15 protein-coding genes and 1 pseudogene are annotated in these 19,388 nt (G+C 62.4%); 13 read left to right on the top strand and 3 right to left on the bottom strand.

The genetic code is table 11. From position 1 onward, the window contains the following. The first annotated feature begins 273 nt into the window (after window positions 1-273). From glgA to M1D34_RS18210, 3 genes are all read left to right on the top strand, one after another. Window positions 274-1,734, top strand: coding sequence for a glycogen synthase GlgA (gene glgA / locus M1D34_RS18220; RefSeq protein WP_498783432.1), 1,461 nt, complete (start codon window positions 274-276; stop codon window positions 1,732-1,734). Window positions 1,735-2,046: 312 nt separating this feature from the next. Then, entirely contained in the window at window positions 2,047-2,958 is a 912-nt protein-coding gene (locus M1D34_RS18215) for a DMT family transporter (RefSeq protein WP_498783430.1), read from the top strand. Between the two features lie 133 nt (window positions 2,959-3,091). Further along, on the top strand, window positions 3,092-3,868 hold the full coding sequence (locus M1D34_RS18210; protein WP_498783428.1) for an ABC transporter substrate-binding protein: 777 nt from the start codon (window positions 3,092-3,094) through the stop codon (window positions 3,866-3,868). A gap of 51 nt (window positions 3,869-3,919) precedes the next feature. Here the strand turns inward: M1D34_RS18210 and M1D34_RS18205 are convergent, their stop codons facing one another. Both M1D34_RS18205 and M1D34_RS18200 read right to left on the bottom strand, forming a co-directional pair. Further along, window positions 3,920-5,185, bottom strand: a complete 1,266-nt coding sequence (locus M1D34_RS18205; RefSeq protein ID WP_498783426.1) for an adenylate/guanylate cyclase domain-containing protein — start codon at window positions 5,183-5,185, stop codon at window positions 3,920-3,922. A gap of 1 nt (window position 5,186) precedes the next feature. Beyond that, complete coding sequence (locus tag M1D34_RS18200; protein WP_498783424.1) at window positions 5,187-5,738, bottom strand: methylated-DNA--[protein]-cysteine S-methyltransferase; 552 nt, start codon at window positions 5,736-5,738, stop codon at window positions 5,187-5,189. 211 nt (window positions 5,739-5,949) lie between these two features. Here M1D34_RS18200 and M1D34_RS18195 point away from each other — a divergent pair, with 211 nt between their 5' ends. The 7 genes and pseudogenes from M1D34_RS18195 (at window position 5,950) to M1D34_RS18165 (ending at window position 14,063) form a co-directional block, all read left to right on the top strand. Beyond that, on the top strand, window positions 5,950-6,507 hold the full coding sequence (locus tag M1D34_RS18195; protein WP_498783422.1) for a DNA-3-methyladenine glycosylase: 558 nt from the start codon (window positions 5,950-5,952) through the stop codon (window positions 6,505-6,507). A gap of 218 nt (window positions 6,508-6,725) precedes the next feature. Further along, a pseudogene (locus tag M1D34_RS18190) lies at window positions 6,726-7,977 on the top strand (DUF2254 domain-containing protein). A gap of 163 nt (window positions 7,978-8,140) precedes the next feature. Beyond that, complete coding sequence (locus M1D34_RS18185) at window positions 8,141-9,028, top strand: NAD(P)-dependent oxidoreductase (protein WP_498783420.1); 888 nt, start codon at window positions 8,141-8,143, stop codon at window positions 9,026-9,028. Window positions 9,029-9,230: 202 nt separating this feature from the next. After that, window positions 9,231-10,043, top strand: coding sequence for a TIM barrel protein (locus M1D34_RS18180; protein WP_498783418.1), 813 nt, complete (start codon window positions 9,231-9,233; stop codon window positions 10,041-10,043). A gap of 239 nt (window positions 10,044-10,282) precedes the next feature. Then, window positions 10,283-11,212 carry a sugar ABC transporter substrate-binding protein gene (locus M1D34_RS18175; protein WP_029960234.1) on the top strand — a complete coding sequence of 310 codons (930 nt, stop codon included), beginning with the start codon at window positions 10,283-10,285 and terminating at the stop codon, window positions 11,210-11,212. Between the two features lie 187 nt (window positions 11,213-11,399). Beyond that, window positions 11,400-12,941 carry a sugar ABC transporter ATP-binding protein gene (locus M1D34_RS18170; RefSeq protein ID WP_029960232.1) on the top strand — a complete coding sequence of 514 codons (1,542 nt, stop codon included), beginning with the start codon at window positions 11,400-11,402 and terminating at the stop codon, window positions 12,939-12,941. Window positions 12,942-13,037: 96 nt separating this feature from the next. Then, the gene (locus M1D34_RS18165) at window positions 13,038-14,063 is read left to right on the top strand and encodes an ABC transporter permease (protein ID WP_498783416.1); all 1,026 of its coding nucleotides are present in this window, start codon (window positions 13,038-13,040) and stop codon (window positions 14,061-14,063) included. 379 nt (window positions 14,064-14,442) lie between these two features. Here M1D34_RS18165 and M1D34_RS18160 read toward each other — a convergent pair whose 3' ends face one another. Beyond that, window positions 14,443-15,474, bottom strand: coding sequence for a LacI family DNA-binding transcriptional regulator (locus M1D34_RS18160; RefSeq protein ID WP_498783414.1), 1,032 nt, complete (start codon window positions 15,472-15,474; stop codon window positions 14,443-14,445). 266 nt (window positions 15,475-15,740) lie between these two features. On the opposite strand from M1D34_RS18160, the gene M1D34_RS18155 reads away from it, so the two are divergent. The 3 genes from M1D34_RS18155 to M1D34_RS18145 all read left to right on the top strand — a co-directional run bounded on the left by M1D34_RS18155 (window position 15,741) and on the right by M1D34_RS18145 (window position 19,370). Beyond that, window positions 15,741-17,267 (top strand): sugar ABC transporter ATP-binding protein, encoded by a 1,527-nt coding sequence (locus M1D34_RS18155; RefSeq protein ID WP_498783412.1) that lies wholly within the window; start codon window positions 15,741-15,743, stop codon window positions 17,265-17,267. Between the two features lie 76 nt (window positions 17,268-17,343). Beyond that, window positions 17,344-18,354, top strand: coding sequence for an ABC transporter permease (locus M1D34_RS18150; RefSeq protein ID WP_498783410.1), 1,011 nt, complete (start codon window positions 17,344-17,346; stop codon window positions 18,352-18,354). Window positions 18,355-18,419: 65 nt separating this feature from the next. After that, entirely contained in the window at window positions 18,420-19,370 is a 951-nt protein-coding gene (locus M1D34_RS18145) for a substrate-binding domain-containing protein (RefSeq protein WP_498783408.1), read from the top strand. Window positions 19,371-19,388: the final 18 nt, after the last annotated feature.

Genomic DNA, 19,388 nt, shown 5'->3' with positions numbered 1-19,388 from the left:
TCCCACGGGACGCACGGCGCGGCTGCTACGAAAGCGAGAGCGCGGGGGGCATTGCCCCATCGGCGCCTCCTCGCGCGAATAGGAGAACCAGGAGCCGCGACTTGTGTTCCCGAAGGCGGCAGGCACCGCGAATTCCGGCCGCACGGACAGCGCGACAGGCAGATAAAATTTCGTCGGACGGCCGGAACTTTGATGCTCATGATTGTGTTGATGGAGGGCACATCGGCGGCGAGTGGGCCGGTCGCAGTCAACACGTTTTCCGGAACATGATCGATGCAGATACTGTCTGTCACGGCCGAAATTTTTCCGCTCGTCAAGACCGGCGGCCTGGCAGATGTAGCGGGATCGCTCCCCAAGGCACTGAGGGCCCACGGTATCCACACGCGCAGCTTCGTTCCGGGTTACCCCGGCGTCATGCGCGCGCTCAGCGACGCGACCCCGGTCGCCGAGTTTGAAAGCCTGTTCGGCGAACGCGCCACCCTCATCGCGGCGCGCGCTCACGGGCTGGATCTCTTCGTGCTCGATGCGCCGGCCTTCTATGACAGGCAAGGGGCTCTCTACGTAGACAGGCATGGCCGGGATTATGCGGACAACTGGAAACGCTTCGCCGCCTTTTCGCTGGTCGCATCGCAAATCGCGCGCGGGCTCGTTCCCAACTGGCGGCCGCACATCATTCACGCACATGACTGGCACGCGGCGATGAGCCTGCTCTACCTGAAATACGCCGGCGACGACACCATTTCTCGCGTCCTGACCGTGCACAACCTCGCGTTCCAGGGGCAATTCCCGGCCCACTACTTCCCCGAGCTCGGCCTCCCGGCGGAAGCCTATTCGATCGACGGCGTCGAATACTACGGCGATATCGGGTTCCTCAAGGGCGGCCTGCAGGCAGCCGATGCGATCACGGTCGTCAGCCCCACCTATGCACGGGAAATCATGTCCCCGGCCTTCGGCATGGGCCTGGAAGGCGTGATGAACGAACGGCATGCGGATGTCGTGGGCATCGTCAACGGCATAGACCTGGAAGTATGGGATCCATCCTCGGATCCCTGCATCGAGCATCACTATTCGGCGCGCGTGCCGCTGCGCCGCCTGCCCAACCGGCAGGTGCTGCTCCGGCATTTCGGTCTGCCGGACACCTGCGGCCCGATCTTCGCCAGCGTCAACCGCCTGACATGGCAGAAGGGCATGGACCTGCTCGCGGCGACCGCCGGCGAGATCGTCAAGAATGGCGGCACCCTGATCATCCATGGGCAAGGCGAGGGGAAGCTGGAAGCCGCATTCATGGATCTCATGCGACGGTTCCCGCAAAACATCAGCGTAAGCATCGGTTATGACGAGCACCTCGCCCATAGGATTCATGCCGGCGCGGATGCAATGCTCGTTCCGTCCCGGTTCGAGCCCTGCGGCCTCACGCAGCTTTACGCGCTGCGCTACGGCTGCGTACCGGTCGTCGCCCGCACGGGCGGACTGTCGGAGACCATCATCGATGCCAACGATGCCGCGCTCCATGCCCATGTCGCGACGGGCATACAGTTTGCGCCCATCGACGAGGACGGACTACGCCATGCACTACGCCGCACCTTCCGGCTCTACCGGCTGCGACGCGTCTGGGAGGGACTTCGCCGCCAGGGCATGAAAACCGACTGCTCGTGGCATCGCAGTGCGGCCCGCTATGCGGAGCTTTACAGCGAACTCCTCAATCCCGACATGCGCCTGGTCCGCAGCGCTTGACCTGGAACTTCCGGGAAATGCGCGCAGCGGTTTTCCGTCCGGAATTTCGAAAGCAAAGGGCTGGTCATTCGGGGGAAAGCGAAAATGCTCCAGCGTGCGCGGCGCCGTCCCTCGCCTTTCCTGCGACTCCGCAATTTCGCAAATTGCTATCATTCGCAAAGGTGATGAATTGATAAGCAGTGCGGCATGGATTGCGCCGCCCGAATATGCGATTGGCTGCGCAGGTCGCCGCGCCGGATTCTCCGAAACCCGTGCCTCGCGACCGGAAACGTTCCGCGGGACCGCGGACCCGCTCTGAAGGAATTCGCATCCATGGCCGTCGACAGCGTCCCCGGCAACATTTCCCGTGAAAACGGCGCCGCCCGCGCCGGCGTGGTCGTCATGCTCCTCGGCATGTTGATGTTTTCGGTGAACGACGTCATGGGGAAGTGGCTCGTCGCCACCTACTCGGTCGGCCAGGTGGTGCTGATCCGCAGCATCGCCGCTGCCCTTCTGCTCGCGCCCTTTCTGTGGGTAAGCGGCCCGAAAAAGCTCTTCACCCTCGAGCGGCCCGGCCTTCAGTTTGCCCGCGTCGTCGCCTCGACCGCCGAAGTGGTCGCGTTCTATTTCGCCGTCGTCTACCTGCCGCTGGCTGACGTCATGACCTATTGGCTGGCGGCGCCGATCTATGTCGCGGCCGTTTCGCCGCTGGTGCTGAAGGAACCGGTCGGCTGGCGGCGCTGGACGGCGATCGGCATCGGCTTCGTCGGCGTCGTCGTCGCGCTCGAACCGTCGTCGCAGGCCTTCACGCTGCCGGCCGTCATCTCGATTCTCGGCAGCATGACCTTCGCCTTCATGATGATTTCCGGGCGGTCGCTGCGCGGCACTCCGGATACGACGCTCGCATTCTGGCAGATCGTCGGCGCCGCGGTCGCCGGCCTCGTCTGGGCACCCTTCGACTGGACACCCCTCAAACCGCTCGACACGGCGCTCATCTGCCTGCTGGGCGCCGTAGCAATGATCGCCCATGTCCTCGTCAACCGGGCGCTGAAGCTCGCCGACGCCGCGACGGTGGCCCCGCTGCAATACACGCTGCTCTTCTGGGCAATCTTCTTCGGCTGGCTGATCTTTGGCGATACGCCGCGGCTGTCGATGGTGATCGGCGCCGCCCTCATCGTCGCTTCCGGCCTCTTCATCTTCTTCCGCGAACAGCAGCTGAAAAGGCAGGGGCGGCTGAAGGGCTAAATCCCGGCACCGTTTCCGTGCTTCATCAACGCCACGAATATCGATTATCGCGCCTATCGATTTCGCTTATGTAACGTCGGCCCCTACAGTTCCCTGGAAGCGCCGAACAAAGGCGCAACCGAGGGGAAAGAACATGCGAAAGCTCATTCTGGCGCTGGCACTCGCCGGCACTGCACTGTCTTCCTCCGCCGTTGCTGCGGAGAAGCTGAAGATCGGAACCGAGGGCGCCTATCCGCCCTTCAACTTCGTCGATTCCAGCGGCAAGATCGGCGGTTTCGACGTGGAAATCGGTCTCGCGCTCTGCGAGCGCATGAAGGTCGAGTGCGAAGTCGTCGCCCAGGATTGGGACGGCATCATTCCGGGCCTTCTTGCCAAGAAGTACGACATGATCATCGCCTCGATGTTCATCACCGAGGAGCGCAAGAAGCAGGTAGCTTTCAGCAATCCCTATTACCTCGCCGCGATGACGCATGCGGCACCGAAGGGTGCCGGCATCAGCGACTTCAGCAACGAGGCGCTCAAGGGCAAGGTGATCGGCGCCCAATCCGGCACGACCCAGGCCGACTATATCGCCGCCGTCTACCCGGATGCCGAGATCAAGCTCTATCCAACCCAGGATGAAGCCAATCTCGACATGGTCAACGGCAGGCTCGACCTGCAGGTCGGCGACATGCTGCCGTTGCTCGATTGGGTCACCAAGAATGACGACGGCAAGGGTTGCTGCGAGCTTATCGGCGAGCCGATCACCGACAAAAAGTTTGTTGGCGACGGCGTCGGCATTGCTGTCCGGCAGGAGGACAACGAAATGCGCGAGAGGCTGAACAAGGCGCTCGATGAGATCCGCGCCGACGGGACCTACAAGAAGATCAACGACAAGTATTTCACCATCGACGTCTACACGATGAAGTGACGGCGCATGCCTCTCATCCGGCCTGCCGGCAGGCCGGATGAGAGGCAGAATCTATTTTTTTCCCGAAAACGCGAACACATCGACCGGCTCATCAAGCCCCCGCAAGGCATAGGAACCCAGATTTTCCATCTGCCCTGCACAACCTGCCTTTTCGACGAAGGCTCTTGAGAGCAGAACCGGGCGCTTCAGCTCCTTCGTAAGGGTTTCGAGACGCGAGGCGATGTTGACCGCCGGTCCGATCACCGTGAAATCGAGACGCCGGCGCGAACCGATATTGCCATACATCACATCGCCGACATGGACGCCGATGCCATAGCCGAGCGGATCATGGCCCTTGCGCAGGTTCTCCTCGTTGAGAACGGCAAGAGCGGCCTGCGCCTCGCCGATGGCCCCGAGAAGCTGACTGCAGGCACAGGGATTGCTGAGCGGAAAGATCGCCAGCAGCCCGTCGCCCATGAATTTCAGGATCTCCCCGCCGTGCCGCTCGATCGGTTCCGACATGGCATCGAAATACCCGTTGAGGAGTTCGATGACGTCGTCCCGGGGCCAGAGGTCCGACAGCTTCGTGAAGTCGCGCAGGTCGCAAATGAGGATTGCCGCACCCACCGTCACGCCGCTGCCGCGCGTCGTCGCTCCGGCAAGTATCTGCTCGCTCGCATGCGGCCCGACATAGGTTTCGAGAAGCGTGCGGGCGAAGCGGTTTTTCAGCCGGATCTCGCTGACAAGCGCCAGGGCCGGCAGAATATCCTTCAGGAAGGCGAGGTCCTCGGGCCTGAATCCGCCCGGCCTGTCGCTCGCAAAGGTGACCGCGTGCCGCTTGCCGAGCGTATGGAGTAGGGGCCAGATGATGTACTCGGTCAGTCCCTCCGCTCGCAGTTCATTATAGAGCGGGTAATCCGGACCCGCAGACGTCGGGTCGTCAAGGCGCCGCCGCACTTCCTCCGCCCCCTCGTTGAAATCGCGCAAGGGGCTGCTCAGATATTCGGCGGTGTCCTCGACGCCGTAGGCATAGGTATCGAGCTCCGCCTCCGCCAGACCCTTTCGCCACAGAATACGTGCACCGATCCACTGCGGGTGGTGAATTCTGAAATGCAGGGTGGCGCGGGCGACGGGCACGCCCGCCTCCACCAGCCTGTCGCACATCTCCACGAAGATGTTGTCGATGAAGCGTTCGCCGCGCGTCTCGATGACGAGCCAGTCGATGATCCGGCGCCGCCGCGCCGGCCATGTCCCCTCGCTTTCGCCGGGCAAAGGCGGGTGTGGCTGTGTCGGAGACTGAACTGCGACGTTCGCCTCGCTCGGATTCGTGGTGGCCATTTCAAAACCCCAGGGACTGCTGCGCGGGCTCCGGCGGAGCGACCTTGACGCCTTCCATTTCGAGCATTCCGAGCTTCGTGGAAGAACCGCCCGGCGCCGAGAAGCCGCCGATCTTGCCGCCGGCTGCGAGAACCCGATGGCACGGGATGATCAGTGCCACGGGATTCTTCGCCATCGCCTGGCCGACATCCCTGGCCGCCTCAGGGCCTGCGCCGAGCTCCTTCGCAAGCGCGCCGTAGGTCGTCGTGCTGCCCCACGGGATCTTTCGCGCGGCCTGGTAGATCTTCTCGAAAAAGGCGCCCTGTCCCTGCAGATCGAGATCGAAGCGGGAAAAATCCGTCTCCCTTCCCTCGAAATAGTCCTTCACCGCCGCGACCGCTTCGGCAACCCGCGGCGGCGGCTCGTGCGGCGCTCCGTCCGGCAAACGCCGCAGAAGCAGTCGCTCGGTGGATTCGGCGCTTCGCGTCGGCAGCTGGAAGCGCGTGATGCCGGTATCGCTCCAGGCGATGCCGCAGAAACCGCGTGCGGTTTCGAAAATATGGTAATGGTTCATGAGTTCGCTCTCCTCCAGCACCGCATGCCCGACTGAGGCACGCCGCGTTGCTGTAGCGCTTCGAATTCCTTCATGGAGAATCGTGCGCCCGGGTCTTCAATTCAACCCGTTTTCCCTAGGGGGGACCTAAAAAAGACGATCTGATTTTCGTCATTCATGCCTTGGCGCTCGCCGGATCTCTTGCGAGGATGCGGATAACTCGAACTGACCGGTGCATCGCTTGACCTCAGATGTCGACTTCTTCGCGCGCAGCGCCGTCCAGGTGGCGGCTGATCTGATCGGCGCCGATTTCACCGTTTCCGGTGTCGGCGGCACGATAGTCGAGACGGAGGCCTACCTGCCTGACGACGCGGCGTCGCACAGTTTTGCGGGCACCACGGCGCGCAATCGCGCCATGTTCGGTCCGCCGGCGCATGCCTACATCTATCTCTCCTACGGCCTGCACTGGTGCCTGAATTTCGTCTGCCTGCCAGGCAGCGCCGTACTGATCCGCGCGATCGAACCGAAATGGGGCATAGACACGATGCGGGCGAGACGTGGCGTCCGTGAAGAGAGGCTATTGTGTTCCGGACCGGGACGTGTCGGACAGGCGCTGGCGATCAGCCGGGAGCTGGACGGATTGCCGCTCGGAGAGGATCCGTTCCGCCTCACCCTGCCCTCCACGAAACCGCCGCTCGCCGCCGGCATCCGCGTCGGCATAACCAAGGCGGTAGAACAGCCCTGGCGGTTCGGGCTGGCCGGCTCATCCTTTGTGAGCCGCAAGTTCTGATGCAGCTTCGCCGGTCGGGTGAAGCCGCTCTTCGGTTCCGTTCAAGTTGACACGGAGACCCGCTCCTGTCCTGAAGCTACACCCCGCGCGTCTGATCGGACGCGCAAATATCGCTGTAGCACTTTGATCTTCTGCATGTCGTTGTCCTTCGATCGGGTAGAATTAAAGGACAAATGCATCGATGGTTCGATCAGAGGTGATCGTAAGTGGATGAGTTGATGACATCACGATGGGCCTGGTTGTTTTCGCAGATCACGCGGCGAATCTGGTTTCGAGCCACGCTTTTCTCTATTCTTGCGATTGTAACCGCACTCATCGCAATTTTCCTTGGCCCTTTCATTCCGAGAGACCTTCCGAACCGGATAGGAGCGGACGCAGTCGACAACGTCCTGGGGATCATCGCTTCCAGCATGCTGACGGTCTCGACGTTTTCGCTGAGCACGATGGTATCAGCCTACTCGGCGGCGACAAGCAGCGTTACCCCACGTGCAACGAAGCTCCTCATGGAAGACAGCACGACACAGAACGTGCTTGCGACCTTCATAGGCTCGTTTCTGTTCAGCCTCGTCGGCATCATCGCTCTCAGCACCGGCGCCTACGGCGACCAGGGCCGCCTCGTTTTATTCGTGGTGACGATCGGCGTCATCGTCCTGACGCTGCTGCGGTGGATCGATCATCTCTCCAGTCTCGGGCGCGTTACCGAAACGACGGAACAGGTCGAGGCGGTCACTATCGAGGCAATGCGATCGCGACGCTTACCCTACCTAGGCGGAAACCGGTTGGCTGATGCCGTACACATCCCCCACATCCGCCACGCCGGTCTTTATCGACAGGATCGGCTACATCCAGCATCTCGACGTAAGCAAGCTTTCCGCGATCGCCAACGATCTGAAGATGCGCATATTCGTCCGATTGATACCTGGCCAGCTTGTCGATCCAAACCGCCCCGTCGCTTCCGTCGATTGCACACAGGACGAGCAGGTCCTTGCCGAGATCGCCAGGTGCTTCTCGGTGGGAGACACGCGTTCGTTCGATCAGGATCCGAGGTTCGGGGCGGCGGTGCTGGCTGAAGTGGCGTCACGCGCCCTGTCGCCGGCCATCATCGACCCCGGGACCGCCATCGACGTCATCAGCCGTGCGTTGCGCGTGCTTGCCGTCTGGACCGAGCCCGTGGAGAAGGCATTGCAGGACGAGGTGCTGTATCCAAACATCCACGTGCCGGCAATCGAGCTCGACGAAGTTTTCGATGATCTGTTCACACCGATCGCGCGGGACGGCGCGGCTATCCTCGAAGTCGGAGTCCGACTCCAGAAGGCCTTCGGCACACTCGCGAAGTTCAACCAGGACCGGTTTCGCGATGCAGCCATGCGGCATTCGAAAGAAGCGCTCGAGCGAGCGGAAGCGGTACTTGGCATTGCCAGCGATCTGCAGAGGCTGAGGCGGGAGGCGGAAAAGGTCGGTAATGAGTGACATCTACCGATATCCCAGAACAAGCTATGGCCGATTGGAGAAGTACCGCTAGACGAATTCTGGAAAAAGCGCTCGCAGTTTTCCGCCCGCATCCCGCTCGAATTCTCTAGGATCGTGGATACCAGTCGTTCAACACCAAACATGCATCACAGGAGGCGATTAGATGTCGAAATCGAACATAGGCTTCATCGGGCTCGGATTGATGGGCCAGGGCATGGCGGCAAATATCCTGAAAAAGGGTTGGCCGCTCCAGGTGATGGCGCATCGCAACCGGGCTCCGGTGGAGACGCTCGTGGCCGAGGGCGCACGCGAAGCCAAGACGCCGCGCGAGATGGCGGAGCAATGCGACGTCATCGTCCTCTGTGTTACCGGCTCGCCGGAAGTCCTTTCGGTCATCGGCGGCCCGGAAGGCATCGCGAGCGCGGGCAGGCGGGTCATCATCGTCGACTGTTCCACATCCGATCCCTCCGTCACGACGAAGCTTGCAGCCGATCTCGCGGGAAGCGGCCTTACGCTTATCGATGCGCCGCTCAGCCGTACGCCGGCCGATGCCGCCGCCGGCACGCTCGATGTCATGGTCGGCGGCTCGGAGGCAGACGTGCAGCGCGTCTGGCCGGTACTCGAATGTTTCGCCGGTCGGATCATCCACACGGGTCCGACCGGCTCCGGTCACACGATGAAGCTGCTCAACAACTTCCTGTCGATGGGCTACGCGGCCCTCTATTCCGAAGCGCTGATGCTCGGACGCAAGGCCGGACTGACGCCCGAGGTCTTCGACAGCGTCATTCGCGGCGGCCGGATGGATTGCCCTTTCTATCAGACCTTCTTCCGCTGGGTCCTGGAACGCGACCCGAATGCCCACAAATTCGCGATCCGCAACGGCTTCAAGGACATGAGCTATCTTGCCGGCTACGCCATTGCCGCCGGCGTCGCCAATCCCGTCGGGGCAGCCGTCCGGAACTCATTTGCACAGGCGGTCGGCGCGGGCCGCGGCGAGGACTACGTGCCTATGCTGTCGGATTTCATCGCCGAGGCGAACGGTCTCGAGTGAAAGCGACGGCGAGCGCCTTTGTCGGGCGGTCTGACAGAATTCCATCAGCGGTGAAATGCAATCTTGCAGGAATGCAACGTTGCCGCTGGTCTGCGGCTTTGACTGAGTCTCGCGGAATGGTGAATGTGACTGCGGCCGTAAATGGAACAAACGTTCCGGCATCACCGCATCTCAGCACCATTCCCCTTAGGAGACATCCGACATGACCGCCCTCACCTTCGCCCTCAACCATATGGCTGCGCCCGGCCTCCCGGTCGACGCGTTCTTCTCGCTTGCGAAGTCGCTCGGCATCTCCATGGTCGAAATCCGCAACGACCTCGCCGGCAACGCCATTGCCGACGGGACGCCTCCGGAGGAGGTGAGAGCCATTGCGGAGAAGCACGGGCTGACGATCGCCTCGATCAACGCCTTGCAGCGCTTCAACGAATGGGACGAGCAAAGGGCAGACGAAGCGCGCGAGCTCATCGCCTATGCACGCGATTGCGGCGCGAAGACCCTGGTGCTGGTGCCAGTCAATGACGGCAGCGGCAAGGAGGACGGCGTGCGGCAAAGCAATCTTCGGCAGGCGCTCGGCGCGCTGAAGCCGATGCTCGACGCCGCCGGCATCACCGGTCTCCTGGAGCCGCTCGGCTTCGAGATCTGCTCGCTGCGCTCGAAGGCGGAGGCCGCCGAAGCGATCCGGGCAGTCTCCGGTGAACGGAGCTTCCTCCTGGTGCACGACACATTCCACCATCACCTTGCTGGCGAAGACCAGTTTTTTCCGGATCTCACCGGCCTCGTGCATATCTCCGGCGTCATCGACGCAAACCTGGCCGTCTCGGACATGCGCGATCCGCATCGCGTTCTCGTCGACGCCGCCGACAGGCTGGACAATCAAGGCCAGATTCGCCGGCTGCAGGATCAAGGCTATGTTGGCCCCTTCTCATTCGAGCCCTTTGCCCCTTCCGTACACGAACTTGCCGACCCCGCGGACGCCCTGCGCGAGAGCATGGACTACCTCCGGTCACGGAGCTGATCGCCACCGGCAGTGGAAAGAGCGGGAATCCAAACCGGCGCGCCCAAGCGCTCTTGACGGCGCCCGGATAAAATGGAATACATATTCCGTAATATCGAAACTCTGGTTTGTTTGTTCCGTTTTGACCGCAAGCGCAGCGGGAGTGCCGCTTCCGGTCGAAGACTGGACGCGATCTCGGGAAGAAGATCGCGTTCCCGGCTGAAGAAGGTGTGGCCGGCACCAAGTGGAGGAGAAGAACAATGAAGAAATTTTTCCTGGGCACTGCGATGGCCGTCCTGATGTCGACGGCCGCGCATGCGGAGACCATCGGCGTGTCGATGGCGCTCTTTGACGACAACTTCCTGACGGTGCTGCGCAGCGGCATGCAGGACTATGCCAAGACGCTCGACGGCGTCGAGCTGCAGGTCGAAGACGCGCAGAACGACGTCGCGAAACAGCAGAGCCAGATCCAGAACTTCATCGCCGCCGGCGTCGACGCCATAATCGTCAACCCGGTCGACACCGATGCGACCGCCGCCATGTCGAAGATCGCTGCGGATGCCGGCATTCCGCTAGTCTATGTCAACCGCGAGCCCGTGAACGTCGATACGCTTCCGGACAAGCAGGCCTTCGTGGCGTCGAACGAACAGGAATCCGGCACGCTGCAGACCAAGGAAATCTGTAAGATGCTGGGCGGCAAGGGCAAGGCCGTTGTCATGATGGGCGAACTCTCCAATCAGGCTGCCCGCATGCGCACCAAGGACATCCACGACGTGATCGCGACCGACGAATGCAAGGGCATCGAGATCGTCGAGGAGCAGACCGCGAACTGGTCGCGCACCCAGGGCTCGGATCTCATGACTAACTGGCTCTCCGCCGGCCTCGAATTCGACGCCGTCATCTCCAACAACGACGAAATGGCGATCGGCGCAATCCAGGCGCTGAAGGCGGCCGGGCGCTCGATGGACTCCGTCGTCATCGGCGGCATCGACGCGACACAGGATGCGCTGGCGGCCATGGCGGCCGGCGATCTCGACGTGACGGTGTTCCAGAATGCCGCCGGTCAGGGCAAGGGCTCGGTCGATGCCGCCCTGAAGCTCGCCAAGGGCGAGCCGGTCGAAAAGAAGGTCTACATTCCCTTCGAGCTCGTCACGAAGGAGAACCTGGAGCAATATCAGGCGAAGAACTGATCTTCGCTGCCCCGGGGGCGCGGCAAAGCCGCATCCCCGTTTACAGAGAGTCATGGGGCGCGGTAATGCCGCGCTCCCTTTGAGCGCCGCGCGTCTTATCGGCCGAGCCTGCAAGGCCGAAAGGGGAGGCATGTTCCGCACGCCGCGTGGACATTCCGGTTGAACCGGAACATGGGAGGCAACGAGAATGACACTCAGTCCCACGACAATGGCAGCCGTGCGCGCCAGCGGCGCCGTTCCGAAATCCGAATACCTTCTGACTGCGGAGGGCGTTCGCAAGGAGTTTCCGGGTGTCGTTGCGCTCGACGACGTGGAGTTCAAGCTGAAGCGCGGCACCGTGCATGCGCTCATGGGCGAGAACGGAGCCGGCAAGTCGACCTTGATGAAGATCCTCGCCGGGATCTATCATCCCGACCAGGGCGAGGTGAAGCTCAGGGGCGCCGGAATCCGGCTGAAGTCTCCGCTCGACGCGCTCGAGAACGGCATCGCCATGATCCATCAGGAACTGAACCTGATGCCCTTCATGACCGTCGCCGAGAACATCTGGATCCGCCGGGAACCCAAGAACCGTTTCGGTTTCGTCGATCATGGCGAAATGCGCCGCATGACGGCAAAGCTTTTCGAGCGGCTCAAGATCGATCTCGATCCGGAGATCGAGGTCCGTCACCTCTCGGTCGCCAACCGCCAGATGGTCGAGATCGCCAAGGCGGTCTCCTACGAATCCGACGTACTGATCATGGACGAGCCAACCTCGGCGCTCACCGAGCGCGAGGTCGCGCATCTTTTCGAGATCATCCGTGACCTGCGCTCGCAGGGTATCGGCATCGTCTACATCACCCACAAGATGAACGAGCTGTTCGAGATCGCCGACGAGTTCTCGGTATTCCGCGACGGCAAATATATCGGCACCCACCTCTCGAACGAGGTCACCCGCGACGACATCATCCGCATGATGGTCGGACGTGAAATCACCCAGATGTTCCCGAAGGAGGAGGTGCCGATCGGCGACGTGGTGCTGTCGGTGAAGAACCTGACGCTGAACGGCGTCTTCCGCGACGTCTCCTTCGATGTGCGCGCCGGCGAGATCCTCGGCGTTGCCGGCCTCGTCGGGTCCGGCCGCTCCAATGTCGCCGAAACGCTCTTCGGGGTCACCCCGGCGAGTTCGGGCACCATCGCGATCGACGGCAAAGAGGTCGTGATCGACAGCGCCAACAAGGCGATCCGCCACCGGATGGCGTTTCTTACCGAGGATCGCAAGGACACCGGCTGTCTGCTCATCCTCGACATTCTCGAAAACATGCAGATCGCCGTGCTGCAGGACAAATTCGTCAAGCGCGGCTTCGTCAGCGAGAGGGAGGTCACCGCCGCCTGCGAGGAGATGAGCCGCAAGCTTCGGGTCAAGACGCCGAACCTGCAGGAGCGCGTCGAGAACCTCTCGGGCGGCAACCAGCAGAAGGTGCTGATCGGCCGCTGGCTGCTCACCAATCCGCGCATCCTGATTCTCGACGAGCCGACGCGCGGCATCGATGTCGGTGCCAAGGCCGAAATCCACCGTCTGGTGACCGAACTCGCCCGCAACGGTGTCGCGGTCATCATGATCTCGTCGGAAATGCCCGAAGTGCTCGGCATGAGCGACCGGATCATGGTGATGCACGAGGGCCGGGTCACCGGCATTCTCGACAGGGCGGAAGCTACCCAAATCAAGGTCATGGAGCTTGCGGCGCGATAGGGCGGGATGAGGAAAAGTGTAAGGTTTTCCGCCCGCATTCCGCTCTGACCTTTGGAAACGATCAAGGCGAACTGCCGACCGCAGGGAGGAAAGAAGATGAATACCAATGTCGCAGCACAGGGCACGGGCTCGTCCCTCGCCCGCTCGAGACGGCGCGTGCCGCCCGAGCTCAACATCTTTCTGGTGCTGATCGGTATCGCGCTCGTCTACGAGGTTCTCGGCTGGCTCTTCGTCGGGCAGAGCTTCCTGATGAATTCGCAGCGCCTGACGATCATGATCCTGCAGGTGTCGGTGATCGGCATCATCGCCGTCGGCGTCACGCAGGTGATCATCACGGGCGGCATCGACCTATCGTCAGGCTCGGTCGTCGGCATGACCGCGATGATCTCGGCTAGCGTCGCGCAGGCCTCCACCTGGCCGCGGGCGCTCTATCCGTCACTGACCGACCTTCCGGCCATCGTACCGATCGGCCTTGGTGTCGGGATCGGTCTGCTCGCCGGCTTCATCAACGGCCAGCTCATCGCCAGGACCAAGATCCCGCCCTTCATCGCCACGCTCGGCATGATGGTGTCGGCCCGCGGTGTCTCCAAGTGGTACACGAAGGGCCAGCCGGTCTCGGGTCTCACCGAGCAGTTCAACTTCATCGGCACGGGCATCTGGCCGGTGATCGTCTTCCTCGTCGTTGCGCTGATATTCCACATCGCGCTGCGCTACACCCGCTACGGCAAGTTCACCTACGCGATCGGCGCCAATGTCCAGGCCGCGCGCGTCTCCGGCATCAATGTCGAAGCCCATCTGGTGAAGGTCTATGCGATCGCCGGCATGCTTGCGGGCCTCGCAGGCGTGGTCACCGCCGCCCGCGCCCAGACGGCACAGGCCGGCATGGGCGTCATGTACGAGCTCGACGCGATCGCCGCGACCGTCATCGGCGGCACGTCGCTCACCGGCGGCGTCGGCCGCGTCACCGGCACGGTGATCGGCACGGTGATCCTCGGCGTGATGACGTCAGGCTTCACCTTCCTCCGGGTGGACGCCTACTACCAGGAGATCGTCAAGGGCATCATCATCGTCGCTGCCGTGGTCGTCGACGTCTATCGCCAGAAAGGCCGGAAAAAGACGTAAACATACTGCTCCTCCAAGCAAAATTATCGGCCGGGATGAAGGAATTCATCCCGGCTTTTTTCTTTCCTCGCCAACGCTTTGAGCCGCGATATTCTCGCGAAGGACATATGCTCGTCTTGCAACGCAGCCCCTTCGACTCCGGGCTGGCTCGTAGGTCGCCGACAGACTATGTGGCAGTATGCAAAACTATCGGAGAATTACCATGTCGTCGCAGCGTCAGCTTGCGAAGCACAGCCGGCCCCGGTTCATGTTCCAGCTCTGGAACGCGATGCTCCGGGTCCAGACCCGCGAAGCGGCCTCCTTTTTCAGTTCCCGCGCGCGGTAGTCCAAAGCCGCAGACATAACGCCTCGGGCGGCCCTTCATCCGCCGGCAGTTGGGCTATCGCCCCATCCACCGCGCAGACGGTAACGACACGGAATTGCGCACCACCAGATCGGGCCTGAGGAAAATCTCGGTCTCGGCGGGGCGGCGGTCGGAGAGAAGCTCCAAGAGAAGCGCCATGGCGTGTTTGCCGATCAGCGTGCGCGGCTGACGGATCGTGGTCAAAGCCGGCGTCATGAATGTAGCCTGCGGCACGTCGTCGAAGCCTGTCACCGAGAAATCGCGGGGTATGTCATAGCCACGTGCCTTCAGCCCGATCATCACTCCGAGTGCCGTCTGATCGTTGACGCACATGAATGCCGTCGGCAGCGTGTCGCGAACGAAGAGCCGCTCGACGGCAGCCCTGCCGCTCTCGAGCGTGCCATCGCCCTCCTGGACGAGCCGAAGTTCCGCCGGCACCCCCGCCGCATCGAGGCCCGCATCATAGCCGGCGCGGCGCCGCTTATAGGCAAGACGGGTTCGCGAATCGCCGATGAAAGCGATCTTGCGATGGCCTTCGGCGATGAGGAGGTCGACCACCTTGCGGGCGCCCTCGACATCGTCGACACCCACATAGGGTATGCCGCCGTTGAAGACGGGCTCGAAGATGCCGACGCTCGGCGGCAGCCGCGCCGCTATCGTCTCGTGGCCGAAGGGCAGGATGCCGGTAAAGAGGATCAGACCCGCCGCCTGGTTGGAGTTGAGAAACTTCAGATACTCGACCGCGCGCTGGGCGTCGTTCTGGGTATGGCCGATCAGCACGCCGTAGCCGTGCGACCGTGCCTCGTTTTCGAGGCCGACCAGAATACTCGAAAAGTTCGGATCGCCGATATCCGGAGCGACGACCAGGATCATGTTCGAGCGGCCGAGGCGCAGGCTGCGAGCCATGGCATTGGTGGTGTAACCGGTGATCGCGATCGCCTGGTTGACCTTCAGCCGAGTGGATTTCGCAACCTTCTCCGGGTTGTGGATTGCCCGCGATACCGTCGCGATCGAAACTTCAGCGATCCTGGCGACGTCTTCGATGGTTGCGGTCGTGGAATCCGACACTGCGCTCTGCCTTGCGTCTCCCTACTGCATGTCTCCCTAAATCCCGATTCAAGGATAAAACAAGCAGCCAATTCAATCTGCTGCGGCCTTTGCGTGTCCGATAAGAACGCGCGGCGCTGTACACGGCGGGACACTACACACACCGCGGGCAACGTCAAAGGCGGCCGGGCAAATTCCTGTGCATGCCGTTATGTAAACCTTTACATCGGGAGTGTAAAGGTTTACATGGCGATTATGGGCGGTCGGGAGCCGCAAGGGGGGAATCGATGAATCCGGAGACGGTCGACGCCGCGCGCGTCGTGCTGGAGGCACGGCGGATCAGCAAGTCGTTCAGCGGCGTGCAGGTACTCTTCAGTGTCAATTTCGAGCTTCGCGTCGGCGAAATCCACGCCCTGATGGGCGAGAACGGCGCCGGCAAGTCGACGCTCGTCAAGATCCTCTCAGGCTTCGAGCAGCCGTCCTCGGGCGAGGTCCTGCTCGACGGTCAGCCGATAACGCTTCCTGCTAACGGCGCGGCCGAAGCGCTGGGCATCGTCATCATCCACCAGGAATTCAATCTTGCCGAACATCTGACTGTCGCCGAAAGCCTGTTTCTCGGTCGCGAGGTGACGCGTTTCGGCGTGCTCGACCGCAAGTATATGCGCGCGGAGACGCGCCGGGTTCTCGATCTGCTTGGCTGTCATGTGGACGCGAACGCGCTGATCGGCAGTCTTTCCATCGCCGAAAAGCAGATGGTCGAGATCGCCAAGGCTATCAGCCGCGACGCGCGGATCGTCTTCATGGACGAGCCCACTGCCGTTCTATCCCGCGAGGAGACCAACTTCCTTTTCCGGCAGGTGCGCAAGCTGCGCGACCGGGGCACGAGCTTCGTCTTCGTGTCGCACAAGCTCGACGAAGTCATCGAACTGACCGACCGCGTGACGGTGCTGCGCGACGGGCAGTGGGTGAAGACTGCCGCGACCTCGATGCTCGACGGCGAGGCGATCGCGCAGCTCATGGTCGGCCGGGAAATGTCGAGCCTCTTTCCCGCCAAGAAAGAGCCGAACGTCGACGAAGAGGTCGTGCTGCGTGTCGACGCCGTCTCGACCGACTATGTCAAGGACGCCCGCTTCGAGGTGCGCAAAGGCGAAATCCTCGGCTTTTCGGGCATGATCGGCTCCGGCCGCACCGAACTCATGGAGGCGGTCGCCGGCCTCAGGCCCCGCCTGTCGGGCGAGGTGACGATCCGTGGAGAGACCGTGCCCTCCGGCGACGTGCACGCGGCCAACCGGCGCGGTCTTGCCTACATGACCAAGGACCGCAAGGCGAAGGGCCTGCTGCTCAATTCCGGCATGACGGCCAACCTGACCTTGCAGTCGCTCGGCCGGCATGCCCGCATCGGCTATCTCAGCCCGGCGAGCGAGGCGGCTGCGCTCGAAAGAGCCCGCCGCCGCTTCGACATCCGCGTGCGCGATGGCAACGTCGTCGCCAGGCGTATGTCCGGCGGCAACCAGCAGAAGCTGCTGCTCGCCAAGGTGATGGAAACGGAACCGGACATCATCATCATCGACGAGCCGACACGCGGCATCGATGTCGGCACCAAGCAGCAGATCTATCATTTCATCTCGGCGCTCGCGCGCGACGGCCGCTCGATCATCGTCGTCTCTTCCGAAATGCCTGAGGTCATCGGACTTTGCACAAGGGTCGCGGTGATGCGCGAGGGACGCATCGTCGGCATGCTCGAAGGAGACGAGATCTCCGAGCAGGAGATCATGCGCTACGCAGCCGGGCTGAAGAAAATGGCTGCGGCCTGACCGGCTTGGACGCGCGGCGAAGGCAGGCACAGGAAAAGGAATCCCCCGGGCTCCGGGGCGGGAGGTTGATCTGGACATGAGCGTGAACGAGGAAAGCATCCAAAGCACAACACACCGCCGGACCTGGCGGGACGTCGACCTCAGGGCCGTGGCGCCGTTTGCCGCGCTTGCACTGCTGTTGATCGTCGGTGCCATGGTCAACCCCAATTTCATCAGTCTCAACAACCTCGCCAACGTCGCCACCCGCAGCGCCTTCATCGCCATCATCGCGGTGGGCGCCACCTTCGTCATTTCCGCAGGCGACCTCGACCTTTCCGTCGGCTCGATGGTCGCCTTCGTCGCAAGCCTGATGATCCTGTTCATGAATTCCGGCGTGATCGCCGATCCGGCACTGATGCTCACGGCCGCGGTGCTTTTTGCGGTCGTCGCCGGTAGCGTCTGCGGGCTCGCCAACGGGCTGATCACCACGGTCGGCAGAATCGAGCCCTTCATCGCAACGCTCGGCACGATGGGCATCTATCGCGGCCTTACCACCTGGCTGTCGCAAGGCGGCGCGATCACCCTGCGCGAGCCGGAGATACAGGAGCTCTATCGCCCGGCCTATTTCGGCAGCGTTCTCGGCATGCCGGTGCCGATCGCGATCATCCTCGCGGTCACCGCCGTCGCCGCCTTCATCCTTTATCGCACGCGTTACGGCCGGCACGTGGTCGCGGTCGGCTCCAACAGCGACGTGGCCCGCTATTCCGGCATCGCCGTCAACCGCGTGCGCACCATCGCCTTCGTCATCCAGGGACTCTGCGTCGCCGTCGCTGTGCTGCTCTACGTGCCGCGCCTCGGCTCCACCTCGGCCACGACCGGCATCCTCTGGGAACTGCAGGCCATCACCGCCGTAGTCGTCGGCGGAACCGCGCTCAAGGGCGGCGCCGGCCGTGTCTGGGGCACGATCTGCGGTGCCTTCATTCTCGAATTGGTCGGAAACATCATGCTCCTGTCGAACTTCATCAGCGAATACCTGATCGGCGCGATGCAGGGTGCGATCATCATCATCGCGATGCTCGTCCAGCGCTCGCTGGTACGCAAATCGTGACGAGGCCGGATCCAGGGCGAACCGGCCACATCAACCAAGACCTAGAATCATTGGGAGGAAGAAGCATGCGAAAGGGATTAATGGGTATTGCCGCCGTCGCGATGATGGCACTGACGGGTGCAGCCCATGCACAAGACAAGAACGTCACGATCGGCGTGTCGATTCCGGCGGCCGACCATGGCTGGACCGCTGGTGTCGTGTTCCATGCCGAGCGCGTTGCCAAGCTGCTCATGGAACAGCATCCGGGCCTCAACGTCATCGTCAAGACCTCGCCGGATCCGGCGAGCCAGGCCAACGCCGTGCAGGACCTCGAAACGCAGGGGATCGACGCCCTCGTGATCCTGCCGACCGACCCCGATCCGCTGGTCAACGCCATTAAGGAAGTCAAGGGCAAGGGCACCTTCGTGGCGCTGGTGGACCGCGCGCCCTCGACCAACGACAACAGCGTGCGTGACCTCTATGTCGCCGGTAACAACCCGGCACTCGGCCAGGTCGCCGGCGAATACATCAAGGTCACCACTCCGGAAGCCAAGGTGGTCGTTATTCGCGGCCTGCCGATCCCGATCGACCAGCAGCGTCAGGACGGCTTCGACAAGGGCATCGCCGGCTCCAAGGTCGAGATCCTGGACCGCCAATACGGCAACTGGAACCGCGACGACGCCTTCAAGGTCATGCAGGACTACCTGACCAAGTATCCGGAGATCGACGTCGTTTGGTGCCAGGATGACGACATGGCCGTCGGCGTGCTGCAGGCGATCGACCAGGCCAAGCGCACCGACATCCAGTATGTGGTCGCCGGAGCCGGTTCGAAGGACATGATCAAGAGGGTCATGGACGGCGACAAGATGATCCCGGTCGACGTGCTCTACCCGCCGGCAATGGTCGGCACCGCGCTCGAAATGACTGTTGCCAACTTCTACGGCCAGGTCCCGGTTCGCGGCACCTACACGATCGATGCGACGCTGGTGACCAAGGAAAACGCCAAGGACTTCTATTTCCCCGATTCGCCGTTCTGATCGGACGCCGGAGCCAGT

The sequence above is a fragment of the Ensifer sp. D2-11 genome (genome assembly GCF_054161295.1).
Note: the sequence above shows the minus strand (reverse complement) of the source record. Positions and strands in the feature narration are given on the sequence as shown.

Coding starts and splice junctions, on each gene's coding strand:
- glgA (WP_498783432.1), top strand. CDS start 274: ATGCAGATACTGTCTGTCACGGCCGAAATTTTTCCGCTCGTCAAGACC.
- M1D34_RS18210 (WP_498783428.1), top strand. CDS start 3,092: ATGCGAAAGCTCATTCTGGCGCTGGCACTCGCCGGCACTGCACTGTCT.
- M1D34_RS18180 (WP_498783418.1), top strand. CDS start 9,231: ATGACCGCCCTCACCTTCGCCCTCAACCATATGGCTGCGCCCGGCCTC.
- M1D34_RS18150 (WP_498783410.1), top strand. CDS start 17,344: ATGAGCGTGAACGAGGAAAGCATCCAAAGCACAACACACCGCCGGACC.
- M1D34_RS18200 (WP_498783424.1), bottom strand. CDS start 5,738: ATGAACCATTACCATATTTTCGAAACCGCACGCGGTTTCTGCGGCATC.
- M1D34_RS18170 (WP_029960232.1), top strand. CDS start 11,400: ATGACACTCAGTCCCACGACAATGGCAGCCGTGCGCGCCAGCGGCGCC.
- M1D34_RS18155 (WP_498783412.1), top strand. CDS start 15,741: ATGAATCCGGAGACGGTCGACGCCGCGCGCGTCGTGCTGGAGGCACGG.
- M1D34_RS18165 (WP_498783416.1), top strand. CDS start 13,038: ATGAATACCAATGTCGCAGCACAGGGCACGGGCTCGTCCCTCGCCCGC.
- M1D34_RS18185 (WP_498783420.1), top strand. CDS start 8,141: ATGTCGAAATCGAACATAGGCTTCATCGGGCTCGGATTGATGGGCCAG.
- M1D34_RS18145 (WP_498783408.1), top strand. CDS start 18,420: ATGCGAAAGGGATTAATGGGTATTGCCGCCGTCGCGATGATGGCACTG.
- M1D34_RS18175 (WP_029960234.1), top strand. CDS start 10,283: ATGAAGAAATTTTTCCTGGGCACTGCGATGGCCGTCCTGATGTCGACG.
- M1D34_RS18215 (WP_498783430.1), top strand. CDS start 2,047: ATGGCCGTCGACAGCGTCCCCGGCAACATTTCCCGTGAAAACGGCGCC.
- M1D34_RS18205 (WP_498783426.1), bottom strand. CDS start 5,185: ATGGCCACCACGAATCCGAGCGAGGCGAACGTCGCAGTTCAGTCTCCG.